The organism is Methylobacillus caricis, from assembly GCF_020532705.1.
GTDB classification, from domain to species: domain Bacteria; phylum Pseudomonadota; class Gammaproteobacteria; order Burkholderiales; family Methylophilaceae; genus Methylobacillus; species Methylobacillus caricis.
Genome location: NZ_JAJAVD010000004.1, coordinates 215,520 through 234,827, shown reverse-complemented (window position 1 = coordinate 234,827; position 19,308 = coordinate 215,520). Strand labels below are relative to the sequence as shown.

Here is a 19,308-nt window from a genome sequence, read left to right as displayed (position 1 = left end):
CCAGACTGGTCTGACAGGGATTTTTTATTTTTAAGACATAGAGTTATATCTTATGTGGATTAAATACAAAAGAAAATAGAAACAATTTTTATTTGTATCATTGATGTTTCTCATTTATATTGGCGTTTCCAAAAATTTTGTAAATTTAAGTTAAGGGAAATGCGCAAAATGATTACAAAAAACTACGATGCTGTGATGAAGCCCGTCGCAACAGCGGTTGCGATGCTTTTTGCCGGGGCAGCATATTCGGCAGATGAGGCGCTGACATTGCCTGAATTGCAGATCCAATCCGCGAAGGAAAATCCTTATAAGGTGGAGAGGTCTGCCAACCAGAAATTTACTGCGTCACTGAAGGATACGCCGAAGACTGTCACTGTGATTACAGAGGATGTGATCAAGGATAGTGGCTCCCTGACATTGCAGGATGCTTTGCGTACAACACCGGGTATTACATTTGGGGTTGGCGAAGGCGGCTCAGGTGGCGCCATGTCTGATCGTCCATTTATTCGAGGATATGATGCACAGGCTTCTATCTTTGTTGATGGTTTCCGCGACCTTGCGACGCAGAATCGTGAGATTTTTGCGATTGAGCGTGTTGAGGTAATCAAGGGGCCGGGTGGTGCATTTGATGGGCAAGGCTCTGCCGGAGGTAGTATTAATATCATTACCAAGAAAGCCAAGGCAGATAATTTTACCTCGGGTTCTGTGGGTATCGGGACAGATGATTATCGGCGTGTGACGTTTGATGGCAACTATATGTTAGGGGAAGATGCTGCTATCCGTCTGGTAGGGATGACCCATGATGCCGATACTCCAGGACGGGATGGTGTAGATGTGAAGCGTTGGGGGTTCATGCCATCTCTGACGCTGGGGCTGAATGGACCAACCACTGCTACAGTAAGCTGGTATCACATGGAGTCGGATGATACACCAGACCGCGGTTTCCCATTCCTGAACGGCAAGCCCATTCATGTCAGCAAGGATAATTTTTTCGGGTATACCAATCGGGATTATCAAGAGACCAATACGGATATTGGCACACTTGAGTTGAAGCATACCTTTGATAACGATGTGACATTGAGAAATACCAGCCGTTATGGCACATCGGATAATGAATATGTGATGACTTCCCCAGGTGGAGCTGCAGCCAATTTTCCATTCCTGACACGTACCAATCACGCGCGTAAAGTTAAAACGACAAGTGTGGCGAATACGACAGATGTCTCATTTGGCTTCAATACGGCTGAAATCAAGCACACCATGAATGTGGGCGTGACTATCAGTCGGGATGTGACATATCAATACCGTAATGTGGCAGTTCCTGGATTGAACCCGAATGTGGATGCCCACAATCCAGATAATACCGCACCTGCCGGTGTGGCAACGGTCAGTTTCCCAGACCACGATGCCAACAATAGAAGCACCAGTTTCAACCGCTCCATCTATGCGTTTGATACGATTGAATTCAATGATCAGTGGTTGTTGAATGCGGGTGTACGCTATGACAAGTTCGAAGCCAGAAGACACGTCAATATTGTGGCCGGGGATGAAAGTATCGGAGAGTCCGATAATGGATCTTTCAATTATCAGTTGGGTTTGGTGTACAAGGTGCAACCTAATGGCAGTATCTATGCAACCTATGCTACTTCAACAGTTCCTATGGGTATTAGCAATGGTGCTGTTGGTCCAGATAATGGATCAGATATTGCTGTAGCCACTCAGGATCTTGATCCAGAGCGTGTCAAGAGTTTTGAGGTTGGTACCAAGTGGGATGTACTGGATGGGTTAGCACTGAACGCTGCTATTTTCCATATCAAGCGTACAGATAGTCGGGTAACCAATGTAGACACTGGACTGCTGGACAATATCGGGGAAACCAAGGTTCAAGGGCTGGAGCTTGGTGCTGCAGGTCGTCTGGCGGATAAGTGGAGTGTGTTTGCTGGTTATACATACCTGGATAGCGAGCAGGTAAAAACAGCTACTAATGCTGCTGGACTGGTGGGTAAGGGAAAGCCATTACCTACCGTGGCACGCAACAGCGCCAGCTTGTGGACTACCTATGAGCTGCTGCCGCAATTGACCGTAGGTGGAGGTGCATTCTATACAGGTGAAATGTATGTGAATACTGCCAATACGCTGAAGGTGCCGTCTTATGTGCGTCTGGATGCGATGGCTACCTATAAATTTGACGAGCGTATCAATCTGCAGCTGAATGTACAGAATCTGACAGACAAACGTTATTTCAGTAATTCAGGTTCTTCACATGGTGGTCTGGCGACAGTGGCTGCTGGAAGATTTGCGTTCTTGTCACTGAACTTCAAGTTCTAGATTTCGTGCTGTAGTGTATATATCTTAATGCTTTGACCCTATGGAGGTGTTAACCTCTATAGGGTTTTTTTACTTGTGAGCAAATGGGTAGGCAAGATGCTAATTGAAATTCCAAAGGTATTGACCAAAGAGCAAGTGGCACAGTGTCGGCAGTTGATGGATGCGGCTGAGTGGGTGGATGGCAACGTGACATCGGGCAGTCAATCCGCGCTCGCCAAGAATAATATGCAGTTGCCTGAGGGTTCTCCTGTCGCACGTCAAGTCGGTGATTTGATCCAGGATGCATTAGGGATGAGCCCATTATTTATTTCTGCCGCTCTACCTCTCAAGGTTTTTCCGCCTTTGTTTAACCGCTATGAGGGCGGGCAGGCGTTTGGTACGCATGTGGATAATGCCATTCGTCAATTGCGCGGCACCAATTTCCGCATTCGAAGCGATTTGTCCGCGACTTTGTTCTTTTCTGAGCCGGAAGATTATGATGGCGGAGTGCTGACCATAGAAGACACCTTCGGATCGCAAGAGGTCAAATTGCCAGCAGGGCATATGGTGCTTTACCCTTCTAGCAGCCTGCATCATGTCACGCCGGTAACGCGTGGCACTCGGGTTTCATCTTTTTTCTGGATGCAAAGTATGGTGAGGGATGATGCACAGCGTACATTGTTATTCCAGTTGGATAACGCTATTCAGAAAATTGCTGTAGACAAGGGCGGGAAAGATGCTGAAGTGATCAGTCTGACAGGTGTTTACCACAATCTTTTACGCATGTGGGCCGATAGCTAAGGTGATTCTCAGGCAGTGCTCTGCACGTGGTTGTCTTGCAGGCGATTGGCCATTTGTTTCAGAAAGTTCATGGCGATGCGTGGCTCACCGAGCAGCAGTGTCTCGACGTTGGCAGAAGTGACCACCACCACCTCTGCATGATCAGATATCACCTTGGCGTCAGCAACACGCGGCGTTTGGGTAAGAAAAGCGATTTCTCCAAAATAGTCTCCAGGGTCTAAATTACGCAATGAGCGACCATTGAGTGTCAGGGTGATTTTGCCTGATACCAGATAGTACAGATCGTGGCTGGCATCGCCTTTGCTGAAGATATAGTCACCTTTTTTATAATGTTTTCCGTAGCGTGCCATCAGTTCCCCCAGATAGGTGTCCTTATCGTCTGGCATGCGATCAAACAGTCCCCGTAACAGAAGCACGTCTTTTTTTCGCAGGGTTGAAATCAGCTCTGTCCCAAACATGAAGACGACAAAGGTGTAGTACAGCCACCCGATTGAAATGAACAGATTTTTCATGCCGCCGAAAACCGCGCCATACGATGGGTTGATGGATAAAAACAATCCGAATGCGGGCCGCATGGCCAGCCACAGCAAGGCAGTGATCAACGAACCGATCAGGATATGCCTCAAGCTGACCCTTACCGGAAAAAAGACGCGATAAAAGATTCCTATGAGTAATGTGGTGAGTAATAGGGACGTGCCTGAGTTGATGTATCTAGAGTGGGAGGCGTGAGGCTCCAGGACGCTGATGACTTTTTCTATCCCTAGTCCCAGGATGGTAAATAGGGAAAACATGAGCAATATTCCCAGAACGGCAAGAATATCCTTGACTTGGCGCCGGATGAAAGAGGGGGCTTCTATGACGCTGGCTATGGTGTAAAAAGCTGAGCGTAATGCGCCTGCAAGCGGGATGACGATCCAGAACATGGCGATCATCCCGAATACGCCCCAGGCTGCCTTGTGTTGAGAGGCATTGTAAACCTCGACCATGATGCGATTGCTGAGCTTGGGTACCAGGTTGCTGACCAGAATAGCCAGTTTGACAATGGCGTAATTGGATGAGATCACCAAGTGGCTCAGCATGAAAAACATGAGCAGGATCAAGGGTATCAGCGCAAACATCGCATAGAATGAAAGCGATGCTGAAATACCGAAGCCGTTATGTACCTGAAAGCTGTTCAGCGTTTCACGCAGTACGAAAAATGGCGTGTTGTATCGATGGCGTGCATAAGCGCGCCGCGATATCGCTATTGCTGGATGGGTGCCGAGGTTTTTCACTCGGTTGAATTTGAAAGCCACAAACAGCAATCCCTGGAAGTTAGCCGACGAGCGCTGATTGTCTCTTAAATTTCTCGGTAGCGGCAACCAAAGCGGCACTGGTGCCTGGTTCCATGCCTGAATGCCCGGCATCCGGGATCATATGGAACTCTGCATGGGGCATGGCTTGATGGAGCAGGTGTGCTGTCAGGGGGGGGCACACCATATCGTAACGTCCCTGTACTATCACGGTAGGAATATGGGCCAATTTGCTGGCTTCCTTGAGCAAATCGCGATGTCCGACAAAGCATTGGTTCTGTATGTAGTGAATCTGCACTCTGGCACGGGCCAGTTCCAGTGATCCATTGATAGGGCCGCTATTTGTCTGTGTTGATGGGAGCAGGGTCATGATGCTGGCCTCGTATGCGTTCCAGTGGATCGCTGCAGCTTCGCTGATAACAGGATCTTCGGAAAATACACGTTTGGCAAACGCTGATAAGGGGTTGCTGCGTTCCGCTATTGGCAAATATGAAAGCAGTTGTGCCCAGTTCTCAGGGAAAAAGTGTTCAATGTCCTGCAGAAACCATGCAAGTTCACTGGGGCGGCTGAGAAATATGCCACGTAATACAAGCCCGGTCACGTGTTGGGGATATGCAAGTGCGTAATTCAGTGCGAGCGTACTACCCCAGGAACCGCCAAATACCAGCCAGCGATCAATATCCAGATGTTGGCGCAGGGCGTCAATATCCTCGACCAGGTGTGGCGTCGTATTTTCCTCTATGCAGCCTTGCGGTTTGCTCCGACCACAGCCGCGTTGGTCCAGCAAGATGATCCGATAGTGTTCGGGGTCAAAGTATCGTCTCTGTCCTGGATTGCAACCGCTGCCCGGCCCACCGTGCAGAAACACAACAGGTTGTCCCCCGGGATTGCCTGACTGTTCAAAATATATTTGATGGGTCGGCGATACATTAAGCCAGTCGTGGTGATAAGGCTGAATTTCCGGGAAAAGTGTGGTAGTCATGGTTGTGAGGGATGTCCTGTGGTATCGGGAGTATATATATTTTTATGTGGGAATTTCTCTTATCCAATTAAGGAATTATTTAATTGTAAGTAAATTGTAAATGGAGTATTGCAAAACGTTTTATTGTGAACTAATATGCAATCTACTCGCTTCAGAGTGAGTAAGAGGCAATGTCTGGATGTGTTGTAAATCCGTAATTATAAACGGGTCGCGCGCAATGTGGACTTAGTCTTGTTAAACCCTTAGTAGTATCACTATGGAGATTTATAAAAATGGAGATGAGCAAAGTCAAGCTGGCTCTAGGTGTAGCATTCGGTATGGCCATGGCATTGCCTATGGTTGCATCCGCAGCTGCAGATCAAGAAGCCGCTATGAAGGATCCAAATAACTGGGTGCACCCACGTGGTCAGCACAACAACCAGGGTTACAGCACCCTGAATCAAATCACCAAGAGCAACGTAAAGAACGTTAAGGCAGCATGGAACTTTGCTACTGGTGTAAACCGCGGTCATGAAGGTTCACCTGTTGTTAATGGCAACATGATGTATGTACATACAGCATTCCCTAACAACGTATATGCCCTTGACCTGAACGACAATCAAAAGATTGTTTGGTCATATTTCCCTAAGCAAGACCCATCTGTACAAGCCGTTCTCTGCTGCGATAACGTAAGTCGTGGTCTGGGCTTTGGCGATGGCAAGATCTTCTTGCAACAGAACGACGGTGTATTGATTGCTCTTGATGCCAAGACCGGTAAGAAGGTTTGGGATGTAAAGGTTAATGATCCTAAGGTTGGCGCTACTAACACTAACGCTCCTCACGTGATCAAGGATAAGGTTCTGACTGGGTGTTCAGGTGCTGAATTCGGTGTTCGTTGCTTCCTGGCTGCGTACAACCTGAAAGACGGCTCCCTGGCATGGAAGGCATACAGCACAGGTCCTGACTCTGAAGTACTGATCGGCGCTGACTTCAACAAGGACAATCCACACTACAGTTCATTGTCTGTTTATGAAGACGTGAACGGTGGTAACAAAGAAGGCGGCTCCTTCAAGGCTCTGCCTAAGGAAAAGCTGAAGTTCCCAGAAAAAGACCTTGGTGTTAAGACATGGCTGAAGCCACAAGCTGTTAAAGACGGCTGGCAACACGGCGGTGGCTCTACATGGGGTTGGTGGCCATATGACCAGAAGACTAATCTGGTTTACTACGGCACTGGTAACCCATCTGTTTGGAACCCAGACGTACGTCCAGGTGACAACAAGTGGTCCATGACAATCTTTGCTCGCGATCTGGACACTGGTATCGCTAAGTGGGGTTATCAAATGACTCCTCACGACGAGTGGGATTATGACGGCATCAACGAAGTCATCCTGTTCGACAAGGGCGGCAAGACATACGCTTGGCACCATGACCGTAACGGTTTTGCTTACACATTTGACGCATCGAACGGTACCATCATCGCTGCTGAAAAAGTGCATCCATTCGTTAACTGGGCAACTGGTGTTGACATCAAGTCTGGCGTGCCACAAAAAGATGGTAAGTACTCTACTCACCAAGATTACAACGCCAAGGGTATTTGCCCAGCAGCGCTGGGTACAAAAGACCAACAGCCTGCAGCTTACTCCCCACGTACTGGCCTAGTGTACTCACCACTTAACCACGTTTGTATGACATACGAACCAGTTGAGTCCAAGTACATCGCTGGTCAGCCATGGGTTGGCGCTACTCTGACCATGTTTGCTGGTCCTGATGGTGTAATGGGTGGCTTTGCTGCTTATGATCCAATGACCAACAAGAGCAAGTGGTACAACAAGGAGAAATTCTCTGCTTGGGGTGGTGTTCTGACTACAGCTTCTGACTTGGTGTTCTACGGTACTCTGGACCGTTGGTTCAAGGCTGTTGATGCACAGTCCGGTAAAGAACTCTGGAAGTTCCAAGTTGGTTCTGGTGTGATTGGCAATGCATTCACATACAGCCACAAGGGTAAGCAATACGTTGGCGTACTGTCCGGTATCGGCGGTTGGGCTGGTGTAGCGATGAACCTTGGTTTGGAAAACTCCACTGATGCGCTGGGCGCAGCTGGTGGTTACAAAGAACTGACCAAGTACAACGCTGCTCCTGGCGGCGGTGCACTGAACGTGTTCAGCCTGTAATCTCTGCTAATGCAGAAATTGCAACGCTAACATCAGGTTAGTTGCTCTCAAGCACCCCGCTTATGGCGGGGTGCTTTTTATCTTTGATAGGCAAATGCAAATGCGATTGTTTATCACTGAAGAAGGAAGTCAGTAATGCTCAAAACGCTGAAAAAAGTTTCCCTTTTATTGTTATTAACTGGATTTACTCAGGTAGCTTTGGCTGATGGGCCGGCTACGAATACACTGGATGTGGATAGTGAAGTAGGCCGTGGTGGTTTGCCGGTTCGGGAAGATAACCCGAATGAGTTTAAGGTGTGTGCAGATTTTGATAACTTGCCGTATTCCAATGGCAAGCAAGAAGGTTTTGAAAATAAGATTGCCGAATTGATCGCTAAAGATCTTGGCAAGACTTTGTCATATCAGTTCTGGTATGACCGCATGGGTTTCATTAGAAACACAATCAATGCACATCGTTGCGATGTGATCATTGGAACAGTTGATGGCAATGATATGCTATTGACTTCCAAGCCGTATTATCGCTCTGGCTATGTATTCGTTTACCGCAAGGATAGTGGCTATGACATCAAGGACTGGGATTCCCCGGATCTCCGTAAAGGTCTTATTGGTGTAGTTGGCCAGACTCCACCTTCTCGCCCTCTTTCTGATAAAGGGTTGCTGGGTAATTCCCGCCCCTACCGCATCATGCGCGATCTCAACCTGCCGCCCAGCTTTATCATCGATGATTTGGTGAAGGGGGATATTGATGTGGCGGTGCTTTGGGGGCCAATTGCTGGCTACTATGCTAAGAAATCAAGCGTTCCTTTGGTAGTTGTCCCTGCGCCAGAGTACGAAAAGGAAAATATACATGGCAAGGAGTACTGGAATATTTCCTTGGCGGTACGCAAGCGCGACAAAGAACGCCTGGCTGTGTTGCAAGAGGTGCTGGACCGCCGCCATGACGACATTATCAAGATACTCGATGAATATGGGATTCCGCATGTTCCAGTGGTCGAGGGAGATAGCGTCGAGAAAAAAGGCAGGGATAAAGGGGATGTTATTCCCAAATTTGAGTAAGAATTTTTCATGAACTGAGTCAACTGGTTAGATGTCTGACTCGTTAATTGAAGTGCAGGCTGATGCATACGCAATTTAATCAGTCGAAGTTTAAGAGTTTATAAAAGCAAGGAGAAAGTATGTTGAATCATGGAGTGGTAAAAGCAACTTTGGCGGCCTCTATTCTGGCGCTGGTAGGACTGGCAATGCCTATGCAGGCTAGTGCTGCATGTAATTTGGTATCGACGAAGGACAATAGTCCGTTGAATATCAAGATCGAACCTGAGGATACCCCTGAGGCCAAGCAGTTTCTGGAAACCTGTGTGAATCCTTATACAAAGATTTTTGCAGATGATCCAGCCAAGGCTAAGCAGGGCAAGAGCAAGTTTGGCTTGTATTCCTGCACTACATGCCACGGCCCTAACGGGGACGGCCAAGTAGCAGTATCTATTACTGATGACCGTTGGCAGTACAACAAACATATCACCGACAAGGGTATGTTTGAAACTATCGCCGGTGGTTCCAATGGCGGGATGGCGACTTGGCATAAACAAGTCTCTGGCAACCCTGATTTGGTGACTACAGATGAAATCCTGAAAATTATTGGTTTCCTGCGCAGCCAGTACAAGGGCGGCGGTGACAAGCCTTGGCTGACTGAAAAGCCTCAGTAAGGATTCAGGATGTTAGATGATGCAAGGAATTGCGGGTAATTAAGCAGTTATTCTGTTTTTACCACCTTGTAAAAAGAGCGGCCATTGTTTAGAACAGTGGCCGTTTTTTTATGCGGGTTCCAAGCTTTAGGGGTAAAATCAGGAGAAGATAAATTAGGCGTAAGCCGGCCACCAAAGCCGATATTCAGCATGGTGGTGGATTGGGTAGAACGTTGCGCTTGCCCAAGCTGGTTAATATTGTTTAGACCTGGAAAGTGAAGTTATGCAATTGGAAACGCAAACAAGTTCAGATTTGCATCATGTCGTGATCGTTGGCGGTGGCGCCGGCGGCCTGGAATTGGCCACCCGCCTTGGCGATAGCCTCGGGCGTAAGAAAAAGGCGCATATCACCTTGATCGATCGTACTCGCACTCATGTGTGGAAGCCATTGCTGCATGAAATTGCAGCAGGTAGCATGAATCCTGACAAGCATGAGCTGGAGTATATTGCCCAGGCACACTGGCATCATTTCCATTTCCGTCTTGGTAATATGGATGGCCTGGATCGTACCAAGCAAGAGGTCTATGTAGCGCCTTATCATGATGAGGATGGCGTGGAGGTGATTCCACGCCGTACTTTCAAATATGACACCCTGATTATTGCAGTGGGTAGCACCACCAATGATTTCGGTATTTCCGGTGCACGTGAGCATTCGATTGCGCTTGATACCCAGGGCCAGGCAGAGCGCTTTCACCAGCGCCTGCACAATGCACTGATCCGTGCCCAGACCCAGGCTGAGCCCATTCAGGCTGGCCAACTGGAAGTTGTGATTGTTGGAGCCGGCGCCACCGGTGTCGAGCTGGCTGCAGAGTTGCACAATACAACGCGTGAGGTTGCCGCATATGGACTGGATAAGATTGATCCAGACAAAGACATCAAGATTTCCCTGATCGAAGCGAGCGATCGTGTCCTGCCTGCCTTGCCGCCCAAGCTTTCCATGGCGGTAGATGTGGAACTGAGGAAGCTACGCGTGCATGTATACGCTGGCGAGCGCGTGACAGAGGTGACCAGTAAGGGCGTTTACACCCATAGTGGCAGGTTTATCCCATCAGCCTTGGTGGTATGGGCTGCTGGCATCAAGGCCCCGGATTTTCTGCGTGAACTAGATGGGCTGGAAATTAACCGCATTAATCAGCTGATTGTAAAACGCACTTTGCAGACTACATTGGATGACAATGTATTTGCCTTTGGCGACTGCGCAGCTTGTCCATGGCCGGGACATGATGAAAATGTGCCTCCACGGGCACAATCTGCCCATCAGCAGGCCTCCATGCTGGTCAAGACGGTAAAAAACCGGGTGGCTGGCAAGAGTGACAAGTTGCCGGAATATACTTATCGCGACTATGGCTCGCTGGTTAATCTCGGTCGCTACTCCACCGTAGGTAGCCTGATGGGGGCAATTGCTGGCGGTTCAATGTATATTGAGGGTATCTTTGCACGCATCATGTATCAATCTTTATACCAGATGCACCTCATGGCTCTGCATGGCTTTTTTGCCGTGATGCTGCAAATACTGGCGAGGCTGATTACCCGTCGTACGGAAGCTAGGGTTAAATTGCATTAACCCTGCCTTATCATCAAAAATAAAAAGCCCGAACAACCGGGCTTTTTATTTTTTCACAGCCTGTTGGCTATTGCATGCTTTCAGTTATTTAATGGTTTTTGCTATCGCATTTTGTGCCTGGTAGAGCTTGTAAATGCCTGCCATGCTGATACTCACAAACAAGCCAAACGCCACAATAATGAAATTTATCTGGATATCTGCTTTGACCATCAGTGTGTAAATGCTGATCAGGGCAGCAATCCCCAGATTCTCATTAAAGTTTTGTACCGCGATAGAATGGCCTGCGCCTATCAGCAAATGCCCTCGATGTTGCAATAACGCATTCAGTGGCACAACGAGATAACCGCTGAGGGCTCCAATCAGCAGCAGCAACACACAGGCAAGAATCCAGTTGGTGATGAATATCATGCTGATGACGAGGACACCTACAATAATGCCGACGGGTAACACCTTGACCGACTGTTCCAGTTTGATCATGCGGGCCGCTGCAATAGAGCCTATGGCGATACCTATGGCAACCACCACCATCATGTAAGTGGATTGTTCCTGGTTGAAATCGAGGGCAAAGCCTGCCCATGCCAGTACGACAAACCGCAGGGTAGCGGCTACGCCCCAGAATAATGTAGTGACTGCAAGGGAAACCTGGCCTTGTGCATCCTTCCACAACGCCTTGAATGAATGCCAGAAGTCCGAGATCAGGTAAAGCGGGTTTTTCTTGTTCAATTTGTGGTCGATAGGGACCTTGGGAATATACATATTGAAAATGGCTGCCAGCATATAAAGCACAGTAATCACGATCATGGCTACTTGTATATTGATACCAGGCAGGATGGCACCAATGACTGTCCCCAATACGATTGCCATGACAGTTGAGCCTTCCATCCAGCCATTGGCTTTCACCAGCATTTCCTGCGGCAGGTATTCGGTCAGGATGCCGTATTTGGCGGGGGAATAGGCCGCAGCACCGATACCTACAATCCCGTAGGCATAGAGCGGCGGCATACCAAACACCATGGCAGTGCTACCGACAAACTTGATGGCATTGGAGACAAACATGACCCTGCCTTTGGGAAAGGCATCGGCAAAAGACCCTACAAACGGCGCCAGGATGATATAGGAAATGACAAAAAACCATTGGAGCAAGGGATCATGCCAGCTTGGTGCCTCCATGTCCCTGAGCAAGGCGATTGCGGTGAACAGCAATGCATTATCGGCTAGCGCTGATAAAAACTGCGCTACTAATATGATATAGAAACCCGGATTCATCGCTGCCTTGTCACACCAGGAAATACTTGGTGCTTTCTCATCCTGTTTTTGTAGCTGGCAGTGCCAGTGCTTGTCATTCTAATCTTCAATTGTTACAAAACATCAGCTGCAAAATCCGCCAGTCTGGAGCGTTCACCACGTACCAAAGTCACATGGCCGTTATGTGTCCAGCCTTTGAACCGGTCAACTACATAGGTCAGCCCCGAGCTACCTTCGGTGAGGTAGGGAGTATCAATTTGCGCAATATTACCTAAACAGACAACTTTAGTCCCTGGGCCTGCACGTGTAATCAGTGTTTTCATTTGCTTGGGAGTCAAATTCTGAGCTTCATCAATAATCAGGAATTTATGTAGGAAAGTCCGGCCACGCATGAAGTTCAATGATTTTACCTTGATGCGGGTGCGGATCAGATCCTGGGTGGCCGCTCTGCCCCATTCGCCAGCTTCTTCATCAGATTTATTCAGTACGTCGAGATTATCCTCCAATGCGCCCATCCATGGGGCCATTTTTTCCTCTTCTGTCCCAGGCAGGAATCCAATATCTTCTCCTACGGGAACAGTGACGCGCGTCATGATGATTTCACTGTAGATTTTCTTGTCCAGTGTTTGTGTCAAGGCAGATGCCAGTGTCAGCAGGGTCTTGCCAGTACCGGCCTGTCCTAACAGGGTGACAAAGTCGACTTCAGGATCCATCAGGAGATTAAGCGCAAAGTTCTGTTCGCGATTGCGGGCAGTGATGCCCCAGATATTATGCTTGGCCTGGGTATAGTCCTTGACCACCTCCAGCACTGCGCTATTGCCTTCAGTTGATCTCACGATCGCATGGAAAGGCTTTTCAAACTCATAATAGATAAATTCGTTAATCAGGAAGCTCTTGCAGAGCGGTCCGTTGATGCGGTAGAACATGCGGCCTGCATCCTGCCAGGACTCCATGGCCTTGCTATGCTTCTCCCAGAAGTCTGCTGGCAATTCTTTCATGCCGCTATATAGCAGATCGGTGTCTTCCAGTACCTTGTCGTTGAAGTAGTCTTCCGCTGCAACGCCTATGGCCCGGGCCTTGATGCGAATGTTGATATCTTTGCTGACCAGTACCACTTCACGGTGAGGTTGTGATTTATGCAGCTCCAGAACAACGCTGAGTATCTGGTTGTCTGCCTTGCTACCGGCCAGCATGGGCAATTCTGTTGTCACGGCTGCAGTTTGCAGGAACAGCTTGCCGCTGACATGCTTGTTGCCATTGATGGACAAGGGACAGCCTTGTTCCAGGCTGGAAAGGTTTGTGCCTACTATCTCTTCCAGGTTGCGGCTGGCCTGGCGTGCATTCCGCGCAACTTCCGTCATGCCTTTCTTGTTATTGTCCAGTTCCTCCAATGTCACCATGGGGAGATAAATGTCATGTTCCTCAAATCTGAACAGGCTTGAGGGATCATGCATCAGAACATTAGTGTCGAGTACGAACAGTTTGGTGCTTGCGGTACGCTTTCTGATCATCTGGCAGATTCCTGGTCAAATAGATTGAATAAACTCGAGCACTTCCTGGGCGTGGCCATCCACTTTTACCTTACGCCACTCATGGACTAGAACGCCTTTCTCGTTAATGACAAAGGTACTGCGTTCTATCCCACGTACTTCTTTACCATACATTTTCTTCATCTTGATTACGTCAAATAGCGTACAGGCCTTTTCTTCTGCATCTGATAGCAGCTCAAACGGGAATGTGAATTTTGCCTTGAAGTTTTCATGGGATTTGAGATTGTCGCGTGAAATACCAACAATTTCAGCATTGCTTGCCTGGAAAGCCGGGTAAAGATCACGCAAATCCTTGCCCTGATTGGTACAGCCTGGGGTGTTATCTTTCGGGTAGAAATAGATGACCAGTTTTCTGCCAATATATGCGGAAAGCTTGAATGTCTTTCCGCTGGTGGAGGGTAATTCAAAGTCTGGGATAACTTGATTCAGCATAATGTACATTAAACGGTAGACCCCCACATTGTTGATAAAAAAAACTGTTAAAGCAAGCGGGTTCTGATCTATGCCAAGAATAAAACTAGCTTTGCTGATGATTGCGAGGCAATGTCAACTCGGTGGACGTGCCTCCCTTGATGTGGGAGTTGAAATAAATATTGCCGGATAATGCCTCAAACACTTTGAAGGCAAATGGAATACCAAGTCCGGTACCAAAGCGTTTGGTGGTGGGACCGGGGCTGATTGCGTGGGGATCAGGCGTGAAAGGCATGCCTGGACCCTGGTCATTGATCACGATATGAATCATATCCTTTTGCAGTGCGCTCCGGATTTCTATAGTGGTGTGGGGTGGAGAGGCCTCAACCGCATTCAGTAGTAGATTGTATAGCGCTTGTTCCAGCAGGTTTTCATCCGTAAAAATGCGATCATCCTGATCTTGCCAGTCAGGCAGGACCAGGCGTAATGATTTTTCCTGAATTTTTTGCTGCAATGGGACAAGAGACCCTTGCAGTACTTGCCTCAGGGTGGTGAAGCTCGGCTGGGGTTTAAGGGGGTGCAAGTAAGCCAGCAAGGCGTGCGTCCACCGATCAAGCCGGTCTACCGTGCTGATGATGGCTTTGAGGGAGTCTCGCGTTTCCTGATCCAATTCATTGCTGTCTGCAACCTGGGCTGTTGCGCGGATGCTTGCGAGCGGATTGCGGATGTTATGCGCGAGCATGGGCACCAATAGGCCCAAAGCCGCTTGTTTTTCCGAACGTACCAGGGCTTCCTGGCTGTGGGCGAGCTCTTCTGCCATGCGGTTGATTGATTGGGACAATGTTGCCAGTTCGGCAACACCTTCTTCCGGCGCCTTGTAGTCCAGATTACCTGTACTTATTTCATTGGTGGCGTGCAATACTCCCCGGATTGGGCGCACTATGGCCCGATTCAGGAATATGCGGGAGAACACAAGCAACAGCAGGGCCAGCCCTATTGGTACCATAAGCAAGGTAATGGATGTGCTTTTGGCCTCCTCCAGCCTGGAGGATAATTCACGCTGCTTGACCAGCAAAAGTCGTTCGGCGCGTGCCGAGATGATCTCGTAACGATGAAAGATGCCTGATTCCAGATGGGTGTTCAGCGTCTTCTCCAGGGCTTCGTCGCTATAGTCTTGCGGCCGGCTGAAAAAATGCTGTGTTTCAATCACGAATGCCTGATAGCTGTTCTGCAGGTCCAGAATGGCGGATTTTTCTTCTTGGTCCACTGTCAGTTCAAGCAGTTTCTGGAAGTGCACACCTATGGATTGTGTATAGACGTTGTATTCCTCCTGCGCCTGCGGATCCTTGAGGAAATACATATCAAACAGCTCTTTCATCTGGCGATAAAGATCACCGCGGGTTTGCTGAATTTCTTGCACCATCAGGTTGATTCGCTGTGATTCCTGGGAGGACTGGTCCCACAACCGCATACCGATCACACCTGCAGTGCCCGCAAGCGCGACGAGCAAAATGAACGTCAGCTCATGGATCAGCAATACATCTTTCAATGATTTTGAGCGGGCTTGTTGGCTCATGAGTCTTCCAGGCTAAAAGGAATGGGTACAAGAATATTCAGTGTTTTACCCCGTAACATTTCCGGCGGAGTAGGCAATGGGGAAGCTTTCTTCACCATCGTCAATGCCTGTTCATCCAGAACCTTGTGGCCACTGGATTTCTGGATTTTGCTCGAGATGATATTTCCGTTGCCATCGCTTTGAACCTCGACGATGACCTCGCCTTCCCAGCCTCGCATCTGTGCGATCTTTGGATATTGTTTGTATTTGGAAATTGCACGCGCCAGCATACTGCCATAAAGGTTGCGCGCTGCATCCAGATCCTGTTGGCTGGGGCCTTGTGCCTGGACTGGAGGCGGCGGTGCAGGAAGAGGTGCTGGAACAGTTTGAGCCGGCACAGAGTGTTCTTTGGGGGCTACTGACATGACCTCAGGCGCAGCAGACGCTGGTGGAGGAGCGCTTTCTGTGGGTTCTTCTGGCTTGTTTGGCGCCACTTCCTCAATCACTTTGGGAGCTGGTTTGACAGCTGGAGCCACAGGCACAGGCTTCGGGAGCGGCTTGATCGGCTCAGGTTTCTTTACAGGTTCTGGTTCCGGTATTTTTTGGGGCTCTGGTTCTGACACCGGTGCCGGGGCGACGGGTGATGCAGGTGCAGCCGACGGGGCAAGTTCTACAGTCAGTACTGGAGGTGTCTCGTCATCCTGTGCAAAATCGAAAGCGGGCAACTGCAAGGCAATAATTGCATGCAATGCCAGGGAGCCCAGAATGGCCCAGCCTAGTGTCCGATCCTTACCGGATGATGGTAGTGTAATAGAGGCCGACATGAGGGTTCGTGAAGTTTTTATGCTGCTTATTATGCGGTATAGCTGAATTATTGGACCAGGCACTAGGAAACATTTTCCATATTCCTGCCTACTCCCATTCAAGAACAGGATAGATCAGGTTCACATTACGCCGGTTAACGGCATTAAACAGCGCCCATTTGTCCCGCTCCTGCTCTGCAGCAGACTGCATGGTCTGCTCCATGGTCCTGCCTTTCTTGATAGAAGTGCGTACATCATTAAGCAATAGTTCCAGGTAGCGGGATTCATTGTCCAGCGCAGTGCTGAATGCTGTAGTCACAGGGCCGTGCCCAGGGATTGCGATGTTGACACCTTGTAGCTGCTTGAGAGTGCCTATGGTCACCAGCCAGCCTTTGATATCACCATCAATAGAAGGGGTGCGATCAATAAAAAGCAGATCGCCAGTCCAGAGAGTACCGGTTTTTTCATCGAAAACAGTGAGGTCCGTATTGGTGTGAGAGGTGGAGTAGGCCGTGAGTAGCAACTTTCTTCCGCCCAGGTCAATGGCCTGGGTATTGTCGACAGTCATTGTCGGTTTGACGATTTCACTGCCTGAAAATGCTTCCTGCAATAGATTGTTGCCTTGCCGTATATAGGCGTCCTTGCGTAGCTCCATGGCGTTGGCGAGCTTCTTGTGGCCAATGAACGCTGGTTTGTCCGCGAGGAATGCCGCATTACCAAAAATATGGTCAGGATGGATGTGCGTGTTGATGACATAAAGCACTGGCAGCTTCGTGACCGCAGCGATCGCTTGGCGTAATGCACTGCCAACGAGATAGCTGCCACCGGTATCAATGACGGCGACTCCTTTGCTTCCTATGATAAAGCCGATATTGCTGATATCGCCGTGGTAACCTTCATCCAGGTCTTCATGTGCGCCTTGATGCACATAAATGCCAGGAGCCACTTCTTTGATCAACAAGTCTGCTGCGATTGCCTGGGCAGATATGATGAATCCGAGATTTATTATTGCCAGCCCTGTTACTATTCTGAAACAGGTGCCCAGTATCATGCGTGAAAAATCAACAGCCGAAACGGGTATCATTGGGAAGTGGCTTGTCCAAGTGTAAATGCACATGTTAAATGTCTGTATACCACTCTGTAAACATCAGATGGAACTTGAGCAATCGTACGGCGTCTGAAACAATGCGTTATAAAAACGACTAGAATGAGTTTGTAAGAACATGGAGAACGTTATGCAATGCAAAATTGAGTTAAAGCTCGTGGCGGCGACTGCTGCTTTATTTTTTTCAGGTTCGCTGCTGGCAGCACCTTTTGCTTATTCCACCAATGAAAAATCGGGGACGGTATCCATTATCGATACCCAAACGGACAAAGTTGTTGGAAGTTTCAAGGCAGGCAAGAAGCCTCGTGGCGCGGCAATTACCAATGATGGCAAGTATATGTTTGTCAGCGATCAGAAACAGAATGCATTACTGGTCATTGATCTCGCCAAGAAATCCATTTCCGATACAATCAAGCTGGATGAATCTCCTGAGGGCGTAGGTATTTCCCATGATGGCAAATGGATTTCTGCTGCCAATGAGGAAGACAACACGGTGTCGGTGATTGATACCGCCACGCATAAAGTGAGCTACAAAGTCAAAATGCAGGGTAAGAACCCAGAGCATGCCGAGTTCAGCCCTGATGGGAAATGGATGTATGTAAGCGCTGAAGAAGCCAAATACGTTGACGTGGTGGATATAGCAAAACGCACTTCCGTGAAACTGGTTGAAGTGGGCGAGCGTCCACGCGGCATTGGTTTCCTACCAGACAGCTCAAGGGCCTATGTAGCTAATGAAGCTGCCGGCACTGTATCAGTGTTTGATACTAGCAAGCATGAAGTGGTTGCGACGATCACTGTAGGCCTGCGTTCCAATGGCGTTAAAGTGCTGCCGAATGGCAAAAAGGTCTATATCTCTAATGGCGGTGACGGCACATTGTCCGTCATTGACACTGCGACCAACAAGGTCACTGCCACTATTCCTGTGGGTAAGCGTCCATGGAACATGGATATCACACCAGACGGCAAGAAATTGTATGTTGCCAATGGCAAGTCCAATTCTGTATCTGTGATTGATACAGAAAGTGACAAGGCCATCAAGGAAATCACAGTCGGTGACACACCCTGGGGTGTATTTGTACACTAAGTAGACCATCATGCTGACAGGGCGTGGTTGTTATGTGCAGGATAGCCACGCCATAGTCGGCATGTTCTATTGGCGAGATAAGAAATGAATAACGCGGTTTTACGATATGGCAAAGTTGCCATTGCACTGCACTGGTTGGTGGGGTTGGGCATTCTTGTCCTGTTCGGTCTTGGCTGGTACATGAATGAACTGCCTAAAGGCGGCCCAAAGGTAATGAGTTTTGACCTGTTTGATCTCGGGCTCTATACCTTGCATTTGTCAGAGGCTGTATCCCCCCGTACCTTCTATTTCAACCTGCATAAATCCGTTGGGCTGACGGTTTTTTTCCTGGTGGGTTTGAGGGTTTACTGGCGATTGACTCATCAACCCCCTCCTTTACAAGACTCATTGAAGCGCTGGGAAAAAGTATTAGCGCATGGCACCCATCACTTGCTTTATTTGCTCATGGTACTGATGCCCGTGACGGGGATGTTGACCACGCTTTACAGTAAATATGGCCTGAGCTGGTTTTCCATTCCCGTATTGCCGGGGTTGGACGAGCCTGATTTGCGAGATTTTTTTGTATCCGCGCATGAGCTCACTGCAACGATACTGTTCTTGCTGATCACTCTGCATATTGCTGCTGCCCTCAAGCACAGATGGATTGACCGGGACGATACGATGAAGCGCATGTCATTTTTTAAATGACGATAACTGTATGGTTTAAATAAAAAA

17 protein-coding genes are annotated in these 19,308 nt (G+C 48.6%); 9 read left to right on the top strand and 8 right to left on the bottom strand.

The features are described from left to right. Positions 1–168: 168 nt before the first annotated feature. Entirely contained in the window at positions 169–2,328 is a 2,160-nt protein-coding gene (locus tag LG200_RS11560; RefSeq protein ID WP_226757779.1) for a TonB-dependent receptor, read from the top strand. Between the two features lie 96 nt (positions 2,329–2,424). Continuing rightward, positions 2,425–3,108, top strand: coding sequence for a Fe2+-dependent dioxygenase (locus LG200_RS11555; protein ID WP_226757778.1), 684 nt, complete (start codon positions 2,425–2,427; stop codon positions 3,106–3,108). A gap of 8 nt (positions 3,109–3,116) precedes the next feature. Here the strand turns inward: LG200_RS11555 and LG200_RS11550 are convergent, their stop codons facing one another. Next, the gene (locus tag LG200_RS11550) at positions 3,117–4,403 is read right to left on the bottom strand and encodes a YhjD/YihY/BrkB family envelope integrity protein (protein WP_226757777.1); all 1,287 of its coding nucleotides are present in this window, start codon (positions 4,401–4,403) and stop codon (positions 3,117–3,119) included. Positions 4,404–4,422: 19 nt separating this feature from the next. Next, the gene (gene pip / locus LG200_RS11545; protein ID WP_226757776.1) at positions 4,423–5,382 is read right to left on the bottom strand and encodes a prolyl aminopeptidase; all 960 of its coding nucleotides are present in this window, start codon (positions 5,380–5,382) and stop codon (positions 4,423–4,425) included. Between the two features lie 272 nt (positions 5,383–5,654). Between pip and LG200_RS11540 the strand changes: the two genes are divergently transcribed. The 4 genes from LG200_RS11540 (at position 5,655) to LG200_RS11525 (ending at position 10,841) form a co-directional block, all read left to right on the top strand. Next, positions 5,655–7,532: a methanol/ethanol family PQQ-dependent dehydrogenase gene (locus LG200_RS11540; protein ID WP_319004563.1), complete on the top strand. Its 1,878-nt coding sequence runs from the start codon at positions 5,655–5,657 to the stop codon at positions 7,530–7,532. Between the two features lie 135 nt (positions 7,533–7,667). Next, positions 7,668–8,588 (top strand): substrate-binding domain-containing protein, encoded by a 921-nt coding sequence (locus LG200_RS11535; RefSeq protein WP_226757775.1) that lies wholly within the window; start codon positions 7,668–7,670, stop codon positions 8,586–8,588. 119 nt (positions 8,589–8,707) lie between these two features. Then, positions 8,708–9,238, top strand: a complete 531-nt coding sequence (locus LG200_RS11530; RefSeq protein ID WP_226757774.1) for a c-type cytochrome — start codon at positions 8,708–8,710, stop codon at positions 9,236–9,238. A 262-nt stretch (positions 9,239–9,500) separates the two neighbouring features. Continuing rightward, entirely contained in the window at positions 9,501–10,841 is a 1,341-nt protein-coding gene (locus LG200_RS11525) for an NAD(P)/FAD-dependent oxidoreductase (protein WP_226757773.1), read from the top strand. An 84-nt stretch (positions 10,842–10,925) separates the two neighbouring features. Here LG200_RS11525 and lplT read toward each other — a convergent pair whose 3' ends face one another. The 6 genes from lplT to LG200_RS11495 all read right to left on the bottom strand — a co-directional run bounded on the left by lplT (position 10,926) and on the right by LG200_RS11495 (position 17,363). After that, complete coding sequence (lplT, locus tag LG200_RS11520) at positions 10,926–12,107, bottom strand: lysophospholipid transporter LplT (protein ID WP_226757772.1); 1,182 nt, start codon at positions 12,105–12,107, stop codon at positions 10,926–10,928. 92 nt (positions 12,108–12,199) lie between these two features. Further along, positions 12,200–13,597 carry a PhoH family protein gene (locus LG200_RS11515; protein ID WP_226757771.1) on the bottom strand — a complete coding sequence of 466 codons (1,398 nt, stop codon included), beginning with the start codon at positions 13,595–13,597 and terminating at the stop codon, positions 12,200–12,202. Between the two features lie 15 nt (positions 13,598–13,612). Continuing rightward, a complete protein-coding gene (locus LG200_RS11510) occupies positions 13,613–14,068 on the bottom strand; it encodes a peroxiredoxin (protein WP_226757770.1) in 456 nt (151 codons plus the stop codon). Between the two features lie 85 nt (positions 14,069–14,153). Next, positions 14,154–15,623: a sensor histidine kinase gene (locus tag LG200_RS11505; protein WP_226757769.1), complete on the bottom strand. Its 1,470-nt coding sequence runs from the start codon at positions 15,621–15,623 to the stop codon at positions 14,154–14,156. After that, a complete protein-coding gene (locus LG200_RS11500) occupies positions 15,620–16,426 on the bottom strand; it encodes a TonB family protein (protein WP_226757768.1) in 807 nt (268 codons plus the stop codon). Before LG200_RS11500 ends, LG200_RS11505 begins: the two co-directional genes overlap by 4 nt. Before the next feature lie 88 nt (positions 16,427–16,514). After that, complete coding sequence (locus LG200_RS11495; protein ID WP_264193896.1) at positions 16,515–17,363, bottom strand: quinoprotein relay system zinc metallohydrolase 2; 849 nt, start codon at positions 17,361–17,363, stop codon at positions 16,515–16,517. Between LG200_RS11495 and LG200_RS11490 the strand changes: the two genes are divergently transcribed. From LG200_RS11490 to LG200_RS11480, 3 genes are all read left to right on the top strand, one after another. Then, a complete protein-coding gene (locus LG200_RS11490; RefSeq protein ID WP_226757767.1) occupies positions 17,356–17,514 on the top strand; it encodes a hypothetical protein in 159 nt (52 codons plus the stop codon). The genes LG200_RS11495 and LG200_RS11490 overlap by 8 nt on opposite strands. A 126-nt stretch (positions 17,515–17,640) precedes the next feature. Further along, on the top strand, positions 17,641–18,594 hold the full coding sequence (locus LG200_RS11485; protein ID WP_226757766.1) for a beta-propeller fold lactonase family protein: 954 nt from the start codon (positions 17,641–17,643) through the stop codon (positions 18,592–18,594). Positions 18,595–18,678: 84 nt separating this feature from the next. Further along, positions 18,679–19,281, top strand: a complete 603-nt coding sequence (locus tag LG200_RS11480; RefSeq protein ID WP_226757765.1) for a cytochrome b — start codon at positions 18,679–18,681, stop codon at positions 19,279–19,281. Positions 19,282–19,308 lie beyond the last annotated feature (27 nt).

Coding starts and splice junctions, on each gene's coding strand:
- LG200_RS11540 (WP_319004563.1), top strand. CDS start 5,655: ATGGAGATGAGCAAAGTCAAGCTGGCTCTAGGTGTAGCATTCGGTATG.
- LG200_RS11535 (WP_226757775.1), top strand. CDS start 7,668: ATGCTCAAAACGCTGAAAAAAGTTTCCCTTTTATTGTTATTAACTGGA.
- LG200_RS11510 (WP_226757770.1), bottom strand. CDS start 14,068: ATGCTGAATCAAGTTATCCCAGACTTTGAATTACCCTCCACCAGCGGA.
- pip (WP_226757776.1), bottom strand. CDS start 5,382: ATGACTACCACACTTTTCCCGGAAATTCAGCCTTATCACCACGACTGG.
- LG200_RS11525 (WP_226757773.1), top strand. CDS start 9,501: ATGCAATTGGAAACGCAAACAAGTTCAGATTTGCATCATGTCGTGATC.
- LG200_RS11500 (WP_226757768.1), bottom strand. CDS start 16,426: ATGTCGGCCTCTATTACACTACCATCATCCGGTAAGGATCGGACACTA.
- lplT (WP_226757772.1), bottom strand. CDS start 12,107: ATGAATCCGGGTTTCTATATCATATTAGTAGCGCAGTTTTTATCAGCG.
- LG200_RS11485 (WP_226757766.1), top strand. CDS start 17,641: ATGCAATGCAAAATTGAGTTAAAGCTCGTGGCGGCGACTGCTGCTTTA.
- LG200_RS11480 (WP_226757765.1), top strand. CDS start 18,679: ATGAATAACGCGGTTTTACGATATGGCAAAGTTGCCATTGCACTGCAC.
- LG200_RS11515 (WP_226757771.1), bottom strand. CDS start 13,597: ATGATCAGAAAGCGTACCGCAAGCACCAAACTGTTCGTACTCGACACT.
- LG200_RS11555 (WP_226757778.1), top strand. CDS start 2,425: ATGCTAATTGAAATTCCAAAGGTATTGACCAAAGAGCAAGTGGCACAG.
- LG200_RS11560 (WP_226757779.1), top strand. CDS start 169: ATGATTACAAAAAACTACGATGCTGTGATGAAGCCCGTCGCAACAGCG.
- LG200_RS11505 (WP_226757769.1), bottom strand. CDS start 15,623: ATGAGCCAACAAGCCCGCTCAAAATCATTGAAAGATGTATTGCTGATC.
- LG200_RS11530 (WP_226757774.1), top strand. CDS start 8,708: ATGTTGAATCATGGAGTGGTAAAAGCAACTTTGGCGGCCTCTATTCTG.